General features: G+C 52.7%; 8 protein-coding genes. 7 read left to right on the forward strand and 1 reads right to left on the reverse strand.

Annotated elements, in window-relative coordinates:
- Nucleotides 1–18 precede the first annotated feature (18 nt).
- From MHI45_RS27040 to MHI45_RS27055, 4 genes are read left to right on the forward strand one after another with little or no spacing between them, the layout of a single operon-like run.
- Nucleotides 19–1158: a saccharopine dehydrogenase family protein gene (locus MHI45_RS27040; protein WP_340894085.1), complete on the forward strand. Its 1140-nt coding sequence runs from the start codon at nt 19–21 to the stop codon at nt 1156–1158.
- Nucleotides 1139–3505, forward strand: coding sequence for a bifunctional Gfo/Idh/MocA family oxidoreductase/class I SAM-dependent methyltransferase (locus MHI45_RS27045; protein WP_341119714.1), 2367 nt, complete (start codon nt 1139–1141; stop codon nt 3503–3505). Before MHI45_RS27040 ends, MHI45_RS27045 begins: the two co-directional genes overlap by 20 nt.
- Complete coding sequence (locus MHI45_RS27050) at nt 3468–4214, forward strand: VOC family protein (protein ID WP_340894083.1); 747 nt, start codon at nt 3468–3470, stop codon at nt 4212–4214. The genes MHI45_RS27045 and MHI45_RS27050 overlap by 38 nt, the downstream gene beginning before the upstream one ends.
- A gap of 32 nt (nt 4215–4246) precedes the next feature.
- The gene (locus MHI45_RS27055; RefSeq protein ID WP_341119715.1) at nt 4247–9943 is read left to right on the forward strand and encodes a non-ribosomal peptide synthetase; all 5697 of its coding nucleotides are present in this window, start codon (nt 4247–4249) and stop codon (nt 9941–9943) included.
- Between the two features lie 260 nt (nt 9944–10203).
- On the opposite strand, the gene MHI45_RS27060 is transcribed toward MHI45_RS27055, so the two are convergent.
- Entirely contained in the window at nt 10204–11034 is an 831-nt protein-coding gene (locus MHI45_RS27060) for an AraC family transcriptional regulator (protein WP_341119845.1), read from the reverse strand.
- 191 nt (nt 11035–11225) lie between these two features.
- Here MHI45_RS27060 and MHI45_RS27065 point away from each other — a divergent pair, with 191 nt between their 5' ends.
- The 3 genes from MHI45_RS27065 (at nt 11226) to MHI45_RS27075 (ending at nt 17494) form a co-directional block, all read left to right on the forward strand.
- On the forward strand, nt 11226–14033 hold the full coding sequence (locus MHI45_RS27065; protein ID WP_340894080.1) for a sugar-binding domain-containing protein: 2808 nt from the start codon (nt 11226–11228) through the stop codon (nt 14031–14033).
- Nucleotides 14034–14116: 83 nt separating this feature from the next.
- Nucleotides 14117–14944 (forward strand): polysaccharide deacetylase family protein, encoded by an 828-nt coding sequence (locus tag MHI45_RS27070; RefSeq protein ID WP_340894079.1) that lies wholly within the window; start codon nt 14117–14119, stop codon nt 14942–14944.
- 252 nt (nt 14945–15196) lie between these two features.
- Nucleotides 15197–17494, forward strand: coding sequence for an AraC family transcriptional regulator (locus tag MHI45_RS27075; protein ID WP_341119716.1), 2298 nt, complete (start codon nt 15197–15199; stop codon nt 17492–17494).
- Nucleotides 17495–17503: the final 9 nt, after the last annotated feature.

Consider the following 17503-nt stretch of genomic DNA (forward strand, 5'->3'; position numbering starts at 1 on the left):
GCGAAGGGGGTATTGACAATGACCGGAACAATCGGCTTGCTTGGGGCCTCCGGCAAAGTAGGACAGGGGGCGGCGGAACTGCTGCTAGGTGCCTCCGGTTGCCGGCTGGTGCTGGGCGGAAGAGACACGGACAAGCTTCGCGGGCAGTACGGAGAACTGGCGAAATCTGCCCATTTGATAAAGGTGGATATCTTTGACGATGAAGCGCTGCTGGCTTTCTGCGGCGAGTGTGATGTCGTTATCAATTGCGCAGGGCCGGCCAAGCGAATACAAGACCGAGTGGCGCTTGCGGCACTGCGGCAAAAGGCGCATTATGTGGATGCCGCTGGGGATGAGCGGCTTTACCGGCAGCTAATGGAGCATCTGCCGGAGCTGGAGGCCAAGCGGCTGAGCTTTATCGTATCGGCCGGCATCTATCCCGGCCTGTCAGAAGTGCTGCCGGCGTATGTCTCGCAGACCTATTTTAATGAAGTGGAACAGTTGGAGCTGTTTTTTGCGGGGGCCGGTGATTTTTCAGTCAGTGCAGCTTATGACATCGTATGCAGCATTGAGGAGGGGACCGGGATGGGGATGGCCTATTGTCTAAATGGAGAGGCGAGTAAAATCAGCGGGCCGTTCCGGCAGACGTACACGTTTCCCTTACCCGCAGGCAAGCGCGACGCCTATCCCGTGCTGAACCTTGAGTTTCTGGAGATGGCCCGCCGCAATAGGCTGCGTTCCGCCTGGTTTTACAATACGTACCCGGACCGGGCCATGCTAGCTAAGTTCATGACCATCAAAGCGCTGCAGCAGTATAAGACGGAAGAGCAAAAAATGACCTCTGCCCGGATGTTGTCGGAGCATTATGCTGCAAGCGGAAGTTCCGGCCGAAGTTATGCGCAGTATCAGTTGCTGGCTAAGGGCACGAAGGACGGCCGAAAGCTGGAGCTTTCCAGTCAACTGCTGTATAGCGGTGACTGGAACCGGCTCTCCGGCATTGTTGCGGCCAGTACCGCTCAACTGGTGCTGGAGGACGGCGGCGCAGAGCCAGGCTGCTTTTTTGCCTCGCAAGGGGTGAATCCGGGCAGAATGATCGAGGCGCTTCGTCTGCAAAATGCGGTGTTTACCTGTTCTATATTCGAACCGGAAGGAGGCAGGCATGAACAGCAACGGCCATAAAGGAAAAATCAGAACACTGGTGTGCGGCTCGAGGTTCGGACAGTTTTATCTGGAAGCCGTAAAAGCGCTGCCGGAGCAGTTTGAACTGGTCGGCCTGCTGGCGAAGGGCAGTGAGCGATCGCGGCAATGCGCGGCGCGTTTCGGTGTACCGTTATACACCGACGCCGCGCAGCTTCCCGGCGGAATTGATCTGGCCTGCGTTGTATTGCGTTCCGGCGTCATGGGTGGGGGCGGCAGTGAGCTTGCGCTTGCGCTGCTGGAGAGAGGCATTTCCGTCCTGCAAGAGCATCCGGTACATCACAAGGATATGGCTGCCTGTATGAAAAAAGCCCGGCAATGCAACGTGCATTACGCGATCGGCGATTTATACGCGCATCTGCCGGCAGTGCGCCGCTTCGCAGTTTGCGCCCGGGCGCTGTTAGCCCTGCAAGAACCGCTGTATATTGACGCTGCTTGTGCAACACAGGTTTCTTACCCGCTGGTGCATATGTTGATGGAGGCATTGCCTTCGATCCGTCCTTGGAAAATCAATCACGTTGTCAAGGACGAAGGGCCATTTCAACTGGTGAGCGGTCTGCTCGGCGGCGTTCCGATTACACTGCGGGCGCATAACGAGGTAGACCCTGATGATTCGGACAATCACTTGCATTTGCTGCACAGTATAACCATCGGCACGAACGGTGGCCGGCTGTCGCTGGTGGACACCCACGGTCCCGTTCTGTGGCACCCCCGTCTTCATGTGCCTGATGTGCCCGATTTGCCGGCTGAGCTGCTGGCGGAGGCCCGCATGACAGAACGCAGCGCCGAGGTACTTGGTACGCCGGATTTGGACTGCTACAGCGATATTCTGCTGAAACAATGGGCTGAAGCGATCGGGCAGGACTTGCTGGCGGTAAGGGACAAATGGCTTGGGGCGGATACTTCGGATACGAGGGCGCAACTGGAATTGCTGTGCGCCCGTCAATGGCAGGAGCTGACCCAGGTGCTCGGCTACCCGGTACTGCGGCCGCAGCGCGATCATCGGCCGTTTCCGGTGAGCAAACTAAAAGAAGCGGCGCTGCAGTGCGCGGCTGGCAGTGCGGGAGCGGCAGGGGCGACGTCCCTCCAGTCCGGAATATCGGCTGATTTGTCTAAGGACGAAGCTTCGGTAAGCGGGGTATTGGAGTACACGGCAGACGCAGAGGCGGAAATCCGCCATTTGACCGCGCAGCAGGTCAGCGATTGCGTAGATCGGTTGGACCGTGCAGCGCTCCTGTCGATGCTGCATACGCTGCAATCACTTGGGGGGCTGCCGGCAGAAGGCGGGTTTAGGCGGGACGAAGATATTTGCACCGCTGTCCAAGCGGCGCCGCGCCACCGCTATCTTGTCGGGCGCTGGTTACGGCTGTTGGCAAGCCGGGGGTATTTGGAACGGCGAGGAGACAGCTACGCCAGTGTCGAAAAGGCGGAAATGGCCCGGGTTGATGCATGCTGGGAGGCGGCCGGAGCCGCGTGGGAAAATAAGCTTGGCCCCCGCAGCATAACAGATTATTTTATCGCCAACGCGCAGCGGCTGCCCGAGCTGCTGCGGGATGAGCAGCAGGCGGCGCACCTGCTGTTCCCGGAAGGCCGGATGGAGCTTGCCGGAGTCCTTTATCGCGATACGGCCATGGCACGCTACCTGAACAAGGCGGTGGCGGGAGCGGTGCTGGGCTTGTCCGAGCAAAGGCGGAAGCAGGCGGGCGCTACAGCCGGTTCAGCCGCCGCGCCTGTGCTGCGGATTTTGGAGCTGGGCGCAGGCACCGGCGCAACGACCGACGAGGTTGTGCGTGTGCTCCAACCTGCTGTGGTCGAAGGCTTGCGGGTCGAATACACCTTTACCGACATATCGTGGTTTTTCATCTCCGGTGCCCGGGAGCGGTACAAGCATTGCCCGTGGATGAAATATCAGCTTGCCGATATCGACCAAAGCCTGACCGCGCAAGGGCTGGCCGCTGCCGGCGCCGATGTTGTCATCGCCGCCGGCATGCTCAACAATGCCCGCGATACAGACGCCGTTGTCCGTGAACTGACGGGCTGCCTTGCTCCAGGCGGCTGGATGCTGATTACCGAACCTACCCGGGAGTACACGGAAATGTTGATTTCACAAGCTTTTATGATGACAAGGCCGGAGGATGACCGGAAAAATTCGGATACGACCTTCATGTCTGTTGAACAGTGGCTGGAGGTGTTCCGCAAAGCGCAAGTCCTCCATGTGACATCGCTGCCTGACGGGCGGCATGCGCTTGCGCCGCTGGGGCAAAAACTATTTATAGTGAGGAAGGGAACCGATGCTGAAGTGCAGCCACATTTTGTGCAGAGTAAATGATATTGCTGAAGTCGTGCGGAATTATGAAGCGCTGGGCTTCAGCGTCCAGTGGGGCAGTGCGCCGGAACGGGCGCTCAATGCCTTGATCTGGTTTGAGGAAGGGCCGTTTATCGAATTGTTTCAGGTTCCCAAATCGTTGACGTTTCTCATACCGCCGCTTGGCCTGCTGTTCGGACGCGCTGCCGGCAGGCGCTGGACCTACTGGGCGAAAGCGAAGGAAGGCTGGTGTGATGTGGCGCTGGAGCCGGATGAGCGGGCAGCCGTACAGGGGCAGCCGCAGAATGTAGGACGTGTGGAACAGTTGGCTGCCATCCGGCAATCGTTGCGGGAGGCGGGTCTTGCGACTTCGCGGGTGATTCATGGGAACCGGACGCGTCCGGACCGCACCAAGGTGAAGTACAGTCTGTTCACGACGGAACCGCTTGGCCTTCCTTTTATTGTGTCGGTCTACGATCCGCCCCAACGGCCGGAGATGATCCGGCATCCCAATGGTGCCACCGGCATCGGATGGGTGCGAATGGGAGTTGCCGCCGAACATTTGCCGGCAATGAAGCTGCTTGCCGCTGGGGATAGATGGCTTCGGTTCGAAGACGCACCGCAAACGAAGGTGCTGGAGGTGGGACTTTCCGGTCTTGACGATTTGCTGGACGCCAGCCGGATGCATGGTGCCGTATTGAAGCCAGCTGGACAAGAGCTGGTTCGAATCTGACAGCTGATAAACGGGGAAGAGGAGGGGTTATGATGTCGCAACCATTGTCGTTGCAGGCGGCAGAACAGCTGGAACAGCTACGCCGGGACGGGGTTACCGTGTGGGAGGAACAGGGCGGTCTGCGCTTTCGCGCGCCCAAAGGGCAATTGACCGATATGCACAAGAATCTGCTCAGACAATATAAGTCGGAACTGCTTGAGGTATTGCGTGCCGAGGCCGCAGCGGCTTCGGCAGTTGAAGAAGAAGAGACGCTGGCAACAGCGGTTGCCCATGCAGGCCCGGCGTCGATCGCTGTGGATCAGTCGGCGCGATTTGAACCGTTTCCGCTCACTGATGTGCAGTCAGCCTACCTGCTTGGCCGCCAGCATTTGTTTGACTATGGCGGCGTAGCCTGCCATGTCTATTTGGAGGTGTGTTACCCGCAGCTTGATGGTAAACGGACAGAGGCGGTCTGGAACCAGCTGGTATCCCGCCATGACATGCTCAGGGCGACCATAGACGAAAACGGTCAGCAGCGCGTTAGCGAAAGTGTGGCGCTGCTAAAGGTGCCCTATACCGATATTGGCGCTTGGAAGGATAAGGACCTGTCGGCGAAACGGCTGGATTCCATTCGCCAGGACATGGGCCATCGCATTTACGATGCGGCCAAGTGGCCCTTGTTTGACCTGGCTGTGACCAACACGGGGGATGGCGCGATATTGCATGTTTCCATGGATTTTTTGATTGCCGATTGGATGAGTATTTGGCTGTTGCTGGCCGAGTTTGAGGCGATTTACAAGCAAGGTGATCATCATCCCGGAGCCGCAACAGCCCTTGGCGAAACGAAGATAGCGGAGGGCGGGGCAGAGGGAAGTTTGCCCGAACTTGAGCTGAGCTTCCGCGACTATGTGCTCGCCGAGCGTTCTTTGTGCGATACCCCGGCTTATGCGGGAGATCGTGCTTACTGGCTGGAGCGTGTGGGTGAGCTCCCGACTGCCCCCGACTTGCCGCTGGTTAAGCGGCAGGGAGATGAAAAAGAGGCCCGCTTCCGGCGCCGCCTTCTGAAGCTGGATGCGCAGGAGTGGGCGATGCTCAAGCGGCAGGCGCAGAAACAGGGGCTGACGCCGACTGCAGTCGTCATGACCGCCTATGCGGCCGTATTGAAGCGATGGAGCCGCAGCCGTTCGTTCTGTCTCAATTTGACAATACTTAACCGGTTGCCGTTGCATCCGAAAATCCGGCACATTGTCGGTGATTTCACGTCGGTAAATCTGCTAGCGGTCGAATGGGGCGAAGGCAAGCCGTTTGTCGAACAGGCGAAAGCGCTGCAAAAGCAGCTGTTCGAGGATTTGGACCATCGCTTGTTCACCGGGGTCGAGGTGATGCGGGAAATGGCCCGCCGGCGGGGCAGGGAAGCCGCTTTGATGCCGATCGTGTTTACCAGCTCCATCGGTTTGGTTGAAAGCGGTGAAGAAGGGCGGCTTGAAGGCACAATCGGCGGCTATGGCATCAGCCAAACACCGCAGGTGTTCATTGATTGCCAAGCGATGGACAACCGCCACGGCTTGCAGGTCAATTGGGATGTGCGTGAGGGCGTGTTTCCGGACGGCATGATCGACGATATGTTTGACAGCTTCAGCAAGCTGCTGCAAGGGCTCGCTCATGGCGATTACCTCTTGTACGCCACCGAAGCGGTGGAACTGCCGCAGTGGCAGCTTGAGGAACGGCGGCAAGTGAACACCGTGCAGTACCCTTTGCCGGAGCGGCAGCTGCATGAGGCGGTGCTGGCGCAGGCCCGGACGGCGCCTGGCCGCATTGCGGTAATTGACGGCGGGGAATCGGCAACATACCGGGAACTGGCAGAACGCGCGGCGGCGGCGGCGCGGCGGTTGAAGTCATCCGGATGCGTTGCAGGAGAGCATGTGGCGATCGTGATGGACAAAAGCATTCATCAGGCCGCGGCGGTGCTCGGTGTGATGCTGGCAGGCGCCGTCTATGTGCCGCTGGATATGAAGCAGCCGGAGCTGCGCCGCCGGGCAATGCTGGAGCAGGCGGGCATCCGCTTCATTCTGACGCACTCGCAAATGAATTTGCGATGGCCGGAGGGCGTATCCGCCATTGAGGTTGACCGGTTGACGCCGCATCCGGAAGTGACGCTGTCTGGTGAGGGGGACAGATGCCTTGATCCTGATCTGCCTGCTTATGTCATTTATACATCAGGTTCCACCGGGGAACCAAAGGGGGTCGTCGTCAGCCACCGCGCCGCCGCCAACACGATAACGGACATCAATCGCCGCTTTGCAATCGGCGAGAACGACCGTGTGCTTGCTCTGGCGCAGCTCGGCTTCGACTTGTCCGTCTTCGACCTGTTTGGACCGTTGTCCGTTGGGGGAACTCTCGTGTATCCGCCGGATGACGGCTTGGCTGATCCGTCGCAGTGGGCGCAATGCATGGCGCGGCACGACGTTACGATTTGGAATTCCGCACCGGCTCCGATGCAGATGATGATGGGCTATTTACAGTCCGAGCCGGGCATCCGGCTGCCAAAGCTGCGCTTGGCGCTGCTGTCCGGCGACTGGATTCCGCTTTCGCTGCCGGATAATATGCTGCTGCGTCTGCCTTCCGTGCAGACGGTTGCTCTTGGAGGTGCAACAGAGGCGGCGATCTGGTCGAACTGCCATGTGTACCAAGGGCTTCAGCCGGGCTGGGAAAGTATTCCCTACGGCAAACCGCTGGCGAATCAAAGCTTCCGGGTGCTTGACGAGCAAATGCGAGACTGCCCGGTATGGACGCCAGGTGAGCTGTATATCGGCGGTCACGGCTTGGCCGAGGGGTATTTGGGCGATTGTGAAAAAACGGCAAGCCGCTTCATTTTCCATCCTGAGGACGGGCAGCGCCTCTATCGCACCGGCGATTTGGGGCGCTACATGCCCGGCGGCGAGTTGGAGTTTCTTGGGCGCGAGGACCATCAGGTCAAAATCAGAGGACACCGGATCGAGCTTGGCGAGATCGAAGCCGTGTTGCTCAAGCATCCTGCTGTGGCTGCGGCCGCCGTCGTTGTTGACGGAGCGGGAGAGGACAAAGCGCTGCTCGCTGTCGTCGAGCCGGCAAGGGAGCAAGCGGTGAACTTAAAAGCAAATCAAGAATCCTTTGCCAAGCTGACGAGTGGCATCGCCAGCGTGGCGGATTCCGCCGCCCCGGATCGAGCCGAGCTGGAGGCAGCGGTGGAGAAGCTGGATCAAGCCGTGTACGGCTCTATGCTGCGGGCGCTGCATACGCTGGGCCTGTTTGCCGGCGGGGAACCGGCGGATCTGGAAGCGTGGCTGCAGCGGGCCGGCATCGCTCCCGCGCATCATTGGCTTGTGAGGCGTTGGGCAGCGCGGCTGACGGACGCCGGGCTGCTCGCCGTTCATGGCGAACGGCAGTACACCTGCCCGCGGGGGCCGGAGCCGGACCGGCTGGCCGAGCAGTGGCAGCAGGCGGAAGCGGCTTGGACAGGCAAGCTGAGCTCGGCGGGCTTCGTTGCTTATGTGCGGAGCAGCGCGGACCGGCTTCCGGAACTGCTGCTTGGTACGCAGGACCCGGTTGAGCTGCTGTTCCCGGAAGGGCGCGATGATTTTGTCCGCTCCCTGTATGTTGACCATCTGATGGCCGGCTATCTCAATCGCGGCATCAGCAGCTTGCTGAAGCGGATTGCCGGGAAACATACGGGTCGTAAGCTGCGGGTGCTGGAGATCGGCGCCGGAACGGGCGCGACAACGGAGCATGCGCTCGCCGCCCTTGATGGCGTCGAGGCGGAGTATACGTTTACCGATGTTTCATCCTTTTTTATCCCGGGCGCCAAAGCGCGTTTCGGAAGCCGGGCGGGCCTGCGCTTCGGTCTGCTAGACATCGACCAGGACTGCCGCGGGCAAGGTTTTGCTCCTAACAGCTTCGATGTTGTGCTTGCGGCCGGTGTGCTGGAGAACGCCAAGGATATTCCGGCCAGCATGCTCCGGGTGTCGGAGCTGATCTGTCCCGGCGGCTGGTTTATTTTTACCGAGCCGACTGGTGAGCACGCCTGGATTTTGGCCTCGCAGGCCTTCATGATGATGGAGCCGGGGGACAAGCTACGCGGGCATTCGTCCTATCTGGAGCGCGGCGAGTGGCTGCACCTGCTGAGAGAGTACGGCGACGAAGGGGTGCTGGTGCTGCCCGGGGAGGGAGATCGCCTTGAAGCGCTTGGCTTCCATTTGTATGCGAGGCGCTTCAAGCAGCACAGAGCTGCCGTGACGGCAGCGGAGCTGAACGATTTTCTGGCTCAGCGGCTCCCGGCGGCAATGCTGCCGTCCCACTTACAAATTGCCGATGCACTCCCGCTTACAGCGAACGGCAAGGTGGACCGCCGCGAGCTGGCGGCCTGGCGGCCCAAGCCGGCCGCAGAGCACGTTGTAGCGGAAACCGAAGTGCAGGGCGCAGATGAGCTGGAGGCACAGCTTTCCGCACTCTGGGCGGATGCGCTCGGCGTGCCCGCCATTGGCAGAACGCAAAGCTTCTATACGTTCGGGGCCGATTCGCTTATTATGGCCCAGGTGGCAGGCAAGCTTCGCGATGCTTTGGCTGCGGGCGGCCGGCATGCGGCCATCCCGTTTGACACGCTCCTTCGGCAAATGCTCAATCATCCGACGATTGTGGCACTTGTGGCGTTTATCCGCGAGCGCAGCCTGGAGGCGGAGTGGCTGCCGAGTAATGCGCTGACGGGGCCTAGCCGTGAAGCGGGTTACTCCGGGCAAGCCGAGACGAGTACTGCCGCCGGAACGGGCCGGGGCAGCAACGCGGTGCTGACGCCATACGGAGGCGGGGAAGACGGACCGCTGCGCGTTGTTTTCCATGCCGGGCTTGGGACAATGAACTGCTTCCGTTTCCTGCTTGAGCATATGAAGGCGCAGGAGGCTGGACCGATTATCGGCATAACAGTTGCGGATACGGAGCAATTTTGCGCGCATGAGCCCTCAGGGCTCATCGAACAGATTGCCGAAGATTATGCTGCGCAGTTGATAGATACGGGGCATCGGGAGATGCAGCTCGTCGGTTACTGCCTCGGCGGGCTGATTGCGGTAGAGGTAGCGCGGCGTCTGGTGGAAAAAGGTGTGCGCGTAGCCGATCTTGTGCTGATCGACAGCCATCCTGTGCGGTTTGCCATTGATGATGAGCTTGTTATTGAATCGCTGTTTGTACCGAATATGAATATTTCATTTACCGGAGTGGGCCTTGGCGATGTTCATCCGGAGGAGCTTACGCGCGGGCTGCTCCATATTTATGAGCATAACAACAGGACGATACCGGAGGACTCCGCTTGCAGTCTTGGCGGAGACGATGGGCTGGAGCGGACCGGACGGCTGTTCCGCACGTTGTCCGCGCTCAGCCTGAGAGAACGGTTCGCCGCTTATGTCGATGCTGTGGCACGGACGACCGGAGAGCGGATGCCGGCCGAAATGGCCGAGGGGCTGTTCAGGCTTTACCGCCAGAGTTTCAAGGCCGCGCAATTTACTCCGCCGCCTTATGTCGGGGATATCCGGTTTTTGCTGGCCAAGGAGCCGTTCACTTTTTTGCCGGGCACCGGGCAAATGACGCTCGATTTTTGGCAGGAACTGTGTATTGGCGATTTCGAGGTTACGGAGATAGAAGGCAATCATTTCAGCTGCATCGAGGAGGAACCGCATGCAGCTGAGCTGGCGAAGCTTATTCTGGCGCCGTTTTTTAAGAATTAGAGAGTGGTAAGGTAGAGTTGAAGGGAGCCAATTAGTTGAACAGCTTAGAAATGTGAGATGCCTTTTGTATTATTAGATCAGCCATAACGCTCTGGCTGATCTTTTAGTGCGCCCAGCATGGGCGCTATCTATAAGATTTGAGCCCCGAATATTGAAGGCGGTATTTAACATAATAAGAACGGTTGATGAGTGATAGAGTGGGGAATTTCACAACAGGTTAATCGGTCTGCAATGTATTGAAGAAAACGAGAAGCTAATCATTACTCAAATTTTGACGGGGGAACATTGTAGTATTTTTTAAAAGCCTTCGAAAACGTAAATGGATCAGGATATCCTAGAAGGTTAGATATTTCTTGAACCGTATATTTCTTTGAGTATAGATACTCTCTTGCCCGATTCATTTTAATTTGGTAGATATATTGTCCTGGAGTAATGCCCAAAGCTTTCTTGAAATATGAAATGAAGTATTTTTCGGAAATGCCTACGAGTGCTGCAAGTTCATTCATTTTAATTGATTTTTGCAGATTGTCATTAATGTAATTGAATACCGGTTTTAAGACATCCAGATTCGTTGTGGGTTTTCTGAATTTTTTCTCGTTCAGAAATTGGCCAATATACTGGCCTTGTCCGTAGAGTTCAATGATTTTCGCAATAACGGCCATTAAGCAAGATTTCAAATATAAACGATTGCCTGGTAAGCTGGTTAGCAGCTTTAATTGATAAAAGGCGTTTCCCAACCTAATAAATTCTTCTTGAATCATATCTTTCGATATGACTCCCGAGAGTGGGAAATCGTTAAGAATGCGTTGCTGTTTGCCGATCTCAAAATCGAAATGGATGTATATAAATCGGCATCCCATATCGCTGGTTGATGCTCTGTAGGGAACACCAGGATACAAGAAGATAACGTCTCCTGGATTTGCAGTATGTATAACACCGTCGATCGTAATGTTAACGATACCGGATTGAATGAACCAAAGGTCATAATCGATATGAGCTTTGTGCTCGATCCAATTTCCCTCGTGGGAAGGCTCAAAATAGGATTTCATGCGAAGTGAGATATACTCTGACAATTCATTTAGTATGACCATGTCTATAGTATTCGTAACTATCACTCATTTCTTAACCGTAGGGCATTCTAAGTCTTGGTTCAGTATGTTATTGAATTTCCTTCTTATATATTATCATACTATTTGACATGTATTTCATACTATCCAATATTCTACTTTTCAACCCTCCTTCTATAATTAGAACTATACAAACTCACTGGAGGGTGAAGCATTTGAGTGGAATTAGGAAAACAATACAATTAGATGGAGAATGGGATTTTGCATATCAAGAGCAGGCCCCTGACATGAGTCGGATTGAATTTCCGTCAGATAAAGAGTACGAAGTTAAAATGCCAGTTCCGGGTTACTGGGATGATTACACGGAGCGACTAAGATATGCTGAATTTTGGTCAAGAGACTGTAAATTCAATCCGGAGTACAGACCGATTGGGACATTCCCATTGGGAGCAGCAAAGCCCCCGGATGCATCGCTTCCCTTTTTAGTAGGTGCTGGCTGGTACAAGAAGCAATTCAAGGCAGATAAAGATTGGAATAAGCAATCCGTTACGCTGCACGTCGGCGGGGTAACGCTGGAGGCGTGGGCTTGGTTGAATGGTCACTTTATTGGTTATCATTTGGGTCATTTGACTGAGTTTGAATTTAATCTAGATGAAGCTCTATTGTCTGGAGGATCAAACGAATTGATTATTGCGGTAGCCAATACAAGAACGGACCGGATCGGATGTAGTATTAGAGGATATATGGGCAAAAGTGCAGGGATTACACGTTCGGTCTATTTGCAGGTTACCGGAAAATCGAGAATTAAGGATTGCTATATCAGGACAAACGCTGCACGAACTGAGCTTGTCTGGGAGGTCGGGATTTCACACAACACGGAGGAAAAACCCGTCAGTATGTACTGGGAAATTGCAGATCCGTTAACCGGACAGATCGTTGCAAAAGGTTCTACCCAAGCTCAGTATCCCCAGACTCAATGGACGACGCAAGTGTACGGACTGGAAGAATGGTCGGATCGTCATCCAAGGTTATATCAGTTGAGGTTCACCCTGCATAATGGCGACTGCGTCCTGGATCAGCATGAGCAATCTTTCGGGTTAAGATATATGGAAGCGCATGAACGAAAGATGTTATTAAATGGGGATCCAGTGCTGCTTCGCGGATTAACCGACCATGCATATTTTCCAGAGACCTGTACGGTCCCGACATCTCAAGCCTTTTATATGGATACCTTTAAAATTCTAAAACGGCTCGGTTTCAATTGGATTCGATTCCATACCTGGACGCCGCAAGAGGAATGTCTGGTTGCTGCGGACGAGTTGGGAATGATGCTTCAAGTAGAAGCGCCGAACGGCTTTCAAGAGTGTGACTGGCTTGATATTTTGGCTGCTTGCCGGAAACATCCTTCCGTTGTTGTTTACTGCTGCGGCAATGAGGTTGCATTGGATGAGCCCATGCTTGCTCATTTGGAGCATATGGGACAACACTGCAAGCGTCTTGCACCGGATTGCCTGTTTAATCCGATGGAAGGACTTCGTGCTGTTGAGTATGACCTTGACGAGAATCTTCCGGGCTACGTTCAGGAGCCGTATCCTCATAACGCAGCCAGGCTGAGCCGGTTGGATACTTTCAGTGATGTGTATGCGCCTCATGGTTCGATTTATAGCTACCACTCTCTGGCAACGGATGATGGCCTGATGGAGCAAAGACTATCGATATTGAATAAGCCTTGTTTGATGCATGAGGTGGGGATTAACGACAGTTATCTCAACCTAGATCTTGAACACCGCTATGTAGGTACACGCACCGGTCCAGGCCTCTTCTCCGCTGCGCGTGCTTATCTAAATGAAATGGGACTGCTTAAAAACGCTCCAATTTATTATAAAAACTCGTGCAAATGGATGCACCAAATTGTTAAATACAGCATTGAGCAGGCACGCCGCAGTGACTATGTATCAGGATACGATCTTTTAGGAGCAATAGACTGCCATTGGCACCGGACAGGTTATGCCGTTGGTTTGCTTAATGAGTTTTATGAGTTAAAGGCAGGCATTACCGAGCAAGATGTGATTCATTATAACGGAGAAAGTGTGCTCCTTACCGACGGTGGTACACATAGAAATTTAAGCAGTGGTGAAAGACTGACGGTTAGGATGTCAGTTTCATTATATGGTGGCTGCGACATGGAACAGGGGACCCTGCACTGGCAGCTGGTCGATGACCGACAGGTGGTATACTCCCGCGGAGTGAAGGAAGTAAATAAGGTCTGCAATGGAAAGGTGACGTACCTAGATTCTCTAGAAGTGGACGTCCCTCACCGTATGACAGCTGAGCACCTGACACTTCAGGCGCGATTGTCGGGAGGCATATATGAGATTACAAACCAATGGGATTATTGGGTGTTTCCCGACCTTACGCTCCCTAGCTTATCCGACCCCGGCCAGACAAACAAAATAAAGATTGTGAGAGAACTGGATCCCGATCTCTTAAGCTACATGGTTGATGGAGGAAGAGTACTGCTGTTAGGAGGGGGACCGTTTCCTACATTGGCCACCACCTATCAAATTATGTCGGGAGGCCGGGTTCAAGGGAATAATGCGACAGTTATTTACGAGCATCCGATAATGAGCGCATTCCCGAATGAAGGATATTGCGACTGGCAGTTTTTTTCTATGATTGAAGGAGCAAGTACTGTCGTTTTTAACGATTTGGACATTCCGTTCGAGCCCATTGTAGAAGTTGTCAGCAGCTATAAAATGATACGCAAGCAGGCAAGTTTGTTTGAATTACGTATTCGAAAAGGTGGATTGCTCGTCTGTACATTGAATCTTGAACCATCCGATCCTGGAGCCAACTATCTCAAACAACAGATGTTAACGTACCTTGAATCAGATGGTTTTTCACCCAAGACTTCGATAACTCCCGAACAACTAGTTAAAAGGTTAAATTCATCGCGAAAATTTCACGTCGATTTTTCCACTGATGAAGGATACGACAACGGTGGACATGTAAATCAGTTGTAGAAAGGAGGATATCGAGTTGGATAAAACTATCTTGTATTAGACAGGTATGATCGAAATTAATAATCAGCTGAGGAGGCAGTGGAATGCCAAAGATATATATGGCTTTTCCGGAAGGTAAACATAAGGTGCTGACTATGAGCTACGATGATGGCAGAGAATTCGACAGGCGGCTGATCTCTATATTTAACCATTACAGAATCAAGGGGACATTTCATCTTAACTCAGGATTACTTGGTGAGGGGGACCGGATCTCCGGGGAAGAAGCGGCAGAGTTATACCTGGGACATGAAATTTCCGCTCATACAGTTACGCACCCTACGATAGCCAGATGTCCAAAGGAGCTGGTAGTCCGGGAGGTTCTGGAAGACCGTGAACGGCTGGAAGCTTTAACTTGTTATACTGTGCGCGGAATGTCCTATCCCAACGGATCCTACAGCCGGGAGATCAAGGAGATGCTACCGCATCTGGGCATTGAATATGCCAGAGTGGTTCCAAGCACCGGACAGTTCACTATGCCGGAGGATCTCTTCGAATGGAAGCCGACTTGTCATCACAAGGAGAATCTGCTGGAGCTTGGGCGGAAATTCCTCTCGCTTAACAAGCAGCAGTATCTATACATGATGTACGTTTGGGGCCATAGCTACGAGTTCGAACAGGATGATAACTGGGAAGTAATCGAAGAGTTCTGCAGGCTGGCCGGTGGAAGGGAGGATATCTGGTATGCCACCAACATGGAGATTGTCGACTATCTAAGCGCATACCGGCAGCTTAAGTTTGCTGCCTCGGGCCAATTTGTCTGGAACCCGGGAGCAGCATCGGTATGGCTCAGTGTAGATAGCAGAACTGTTGAAGTGAAGGGAGAAAGTCAGGTATTTTTTGATAATAAAGGGGATGGCGGCGGGATAAAGTAACGGTTCAGATCCGCAAACTTCTATAACGGTTAAAGTGAAGTAGTCTGCTTGACGCAGGCTGCTTTTTTATTCTTCTTTTATCTGCGGCAAGCTCGAATTTTACAAGTGATGCTATCTCTTTTTCTATTCATGCCTGAATTTCATCATGATACTATCTTTTTGTTATACAATAATGCTCAAAGATGTAAGCGCCATTAAAAATGGTTTGGAGTTAAGATAATTACTGTGATTTTATGAAAAGGAGTGGAATACATGAAGCGAGTGCCGATCATTCTTCAGATGTCACTGATTTTGTTCTGTGTGATGGCTGTTCCAATCACCATACTTACCTGGTATAGCGATAAAGAGATTTTGCACAATTCAGAGAATGTAATTGCAGAATCTTCACTAGCAGAACTAAACGCGAACAGGAGGCTGAATGAGACAGCACTGAAAAATTTGTCACAAGTTGTAGCGGGTCTTAACGTAACTAAGGTATTTGATCTAATTCGTTATTTCGAAACTTATAATGAATTGAATGCCAATTACGATAATGTAAGCAATGCACTTGTTGTCCAGCATGAGCTTCTAAGCCTGAATCAGAAAACGGCAGGGGTCTATTCTTCCTATTTCTATCTTAAAGATTCCGATTATGTGATTTCAACGGATAAGGGCATTACTCCACTTGAACACTATGAATCCATCGACTGGATGGAGGACGCTCTTGCCAGAAGGAAAGGGATTGGCGGAGTATGGTATCCCCGGAAGTTGAATTCAGGAAACACCGTAGTATCCTATGTGCTCCCACTTAACCGCCTGTCGACACCTACACGTGGAATAATTGTGGTCAACCTCCAGGAAAGTCATATCGCTGATCACTTCACCTCTTCAGGAGGAGGTAAGCAGGGGTCTTTTTTAATGGAGGCTGACGGCACGATTATATCTCATACGGATAAGAGTCTGCTGCTGACTGATGGTGAACAGCAGCCTTTTATTGGAGAGATTGTACAGAATGACGCTAAAGAGGGCTACACCTTTCATGATGCAGGCGGTGAACGGTTAATGTACACCTGGTCAAGATCAGAACAGCTCGGGTGGTGGAATGTAAATATTTATTCAATGGATGATCTAATGACAAAGGCGCATATGCTGCAACGAAGCATAATTTTGCTTACAGTCATAATTATTTTTATAGGTGCCGTGTTAACTTTTTTAATTGCGAATTGGTTTTCCAGACCGGTACGTGAGTTGGCGAGAACAGTACGTACACGAAGTAACATCGGAGTATCAAATAGAAATGAGCTGGTCTTCCTGGATACGGCTTTTAAGAGAATGCAAAAGGAAGAGGAAGAGCTTTTTAACCTGCTGAAGGAGCGGGAAGTCGATACCCGTAGTCTTGCAGTTCACAACCTGTTACGCGGAGAAGTCACCAAACAGATTTATGAACTGTTTCCATTGCCCTATCTTAGTGTTGTCATTGTCTCCATTGATCAGTACAGAGAGTATATCAGCCAGACCAATCCAGAGGCACGGAGCTATCATCGCTACGTATTTATCTCTCAATGCGATACTCTATTCCCGGATATGGTCCATCTGCGGACAGTCTATCAGGGGGAAGGCTGTTTTGTCATTGTGATAAATGACAGCTGTGATGATTTCAACCACAGCCTTACAGAGCTTAGGGCATCACTGAGTGCAATCCAGGAGAGTGCCATAGAGGTCTTTGGACATACAGTAACCCTCGGGGTCAGCAGCCGAGGAGAATTTGGCTCCGGGGTCTTAAACCAGGTCGGTGAAGCGATGGAAGTCATTAAAAAGAGGATGACCGAAGGCAGCGGTTGCATCTTTTTCTGGGCAAAAGAAGCTGATGAGGATAATAAATACATGTATCCTACCAATTGCGAAAGACGGATCGTTAACTATCTGACAACGGGGGATGTTCCAAGTATTTTGAAGGAGCTGCAGGTCATCAGGCAAGAGATTCAATCAACAGAGTACATCTCTTACGACAATATATTGTTCATCTATAACCAGTTAATAGGTTTAACGATTAAATATCTTAGAGAGAACAACATCAATACGGCACGTATATTTGCTGGCCGGAGGGACATTTACAGTGCGATCGCCTCCATAGATACTCTTGATGAAATGGAGGACTATTTAAACGGATTTTTTACAGAAATCGGCCGGTATCTCACTCATTTTTGTGCTCAGGACAGTTATGGTGAACGAATCATTGGATATCTTCAGGAACATTTCTGTGAAGACATTGTTTTTCAGGATTTAGCCAGAGAGATTGGCATCAGCTATTCTTATATGCGCAAAATTGTCTATGAGTTGACAGGGAAAACGTTGATTGATTACACCAATCTGCTGCGCATCGAGAAGGCTAAGGAGATTCTGTGGGAGGAGCCCCGTCTAACCATGACCCAAGTTGCAGAGCAGGTAGGCTATTATAATGTGCAAAGCTTGAATCGCTTTTTTCGAAAGTATGAAGGAATGTCTCCAGGCAGTTATAAAGCATTTAAGCATGCAAAGAGCGCAGACCTGAGCCAAGAAAAAGAGGAATGAAAACGTTCA

It is taken from the genome of Paenibacillus sp. FSL H3-0321 (assembly GCF_038002865.1).
In the GTDB taxonomy this organism is placed as follows: domain Bacteria; phylum Bacillota; class Bacilli; order Paenibacillales; family Paenibacillaceae; genus Paenibacillus_AQ.

Coding starts and splice junctions, on each gene's coding strand:
- MHI45_RS27040 (WP_340894085.1), top strand. CDS start 19: ATGACCGGAACAATCGGCTTGCTTGGGGCCTCCGGCAAAGTAGGACAG.
- MHI45_RS27045 (WP_341119714.1), top strand. CDS start 1,139: ATGAACAGCAACGGCCATAAAGGAAAAATCAGAACACTGGTGTGCGGC.
- MHI45_RS27050 (WP_340894083.1), top strand. CDS start 3,468: ATGCTGAAGTGCAGCCACATTTTGTGCAGAGTAAATGATATTGCTGAA.
- MHI45_RS27055 (WP_341119715.1), top strand. CDS start 4,247: ATGTCGCAACCATTGTCGTTGCAGGCGGCAGAACAGCTGGAACAGCTA.
- MHI45_RS27060 (WP_341119845.1), bottom strand. CDS start 11,034: ATGGTCATACTAAATGAATTGTCAGAGTATATCTCACTTCGCATGAAA.
- MHI45_RS27070 (WP_340894079.1), top strand. CDS start 14,117: ATGCCAAAGATATATATGGCTTTTCCGGAAGGTAAACATAAGGTGCTG.
- MHI45_RS27075 (WP_341119716.1), top strand. CDS start 15,197: ATGAAGCGAGTGCCGATCATTCTTCAGATGTCACTGATTTTGTTCTGT.